Source organism: Bifidobacterium sp. UBA6881, from assembly GCA_002451435.1.
Taxonomy (GTDB): domain Bacteria; phylum Actinomycetota; class Actinomycetes; order Actinomycetales; family Bifidobacteriaceae; genus Bifidobacterium.
Window position 1 is genome coordinate 1 of record DKCF01000097.1, and the last position, 557, is coordinate 557.

A 557-nucleotide genomic window follows, 5' to 3' on the forward strand; every position below is an offset into this window, starting at 1 on the left:
ACGGCTGTTGTCGCTGCTGGTTACCGATGATTACGACCAGCAGGGCACGCCCGCCGACTTCGCCAAGTCGGGATTGCCCGGCAGCGATCAGGACGGCATGCTGTTCCCCGCCTATCTGCGGTTCCTGGTCCGTTATAACGCGCAACGCCGCAGTCTGGTGCAGCTGTACATGGTGCTGGAGACCGAATCGTTCAGCGCCGATCATCCGCTGCACGACTATTTCGAAGACCGACCGGATCTAACATGGGAGCACTATTCGCGATTCGCGTGGAGCCTGCCGCCGCAGATCGGCGGATGGGACCATATGCGGCCGATCGTGCGGCAATGCATCGAGGCGATGGACGGCGTCCAGCTGCGGTGGATGCGCAGGCCGCCGATCGATCTGTACGACGAGTGGTTGGTGTTCGAACGGATGATCTTCCCCTCGCCGGTGTGGGACGGATATCGCTAAGCCGTCTCGTGACGCATATCTAATAAACGTTAGTTAAGAAACGCCTCAAATACTGCGGTATTTGACGTTCTGAGCAGGAAGTTATATAGTTCTTATATCTAATAAC

At 57.1% G+C, this 557-nt stretch carries 1 protein-coding gene; it reads left to right on the forward strand.

Annotation, left to right across the window (positions count from 1 at the left end):
- The coding region (locus B3C64_RS07580; protein WP_291534867.1) for a TetR/AcrR family transcriptional regulator at positions 1-451 on the forward strand (451 nt) is incomplete at its 5' end.
- Between the last annotated feature and the right edge of the window lie 106 nt (positions 452-557).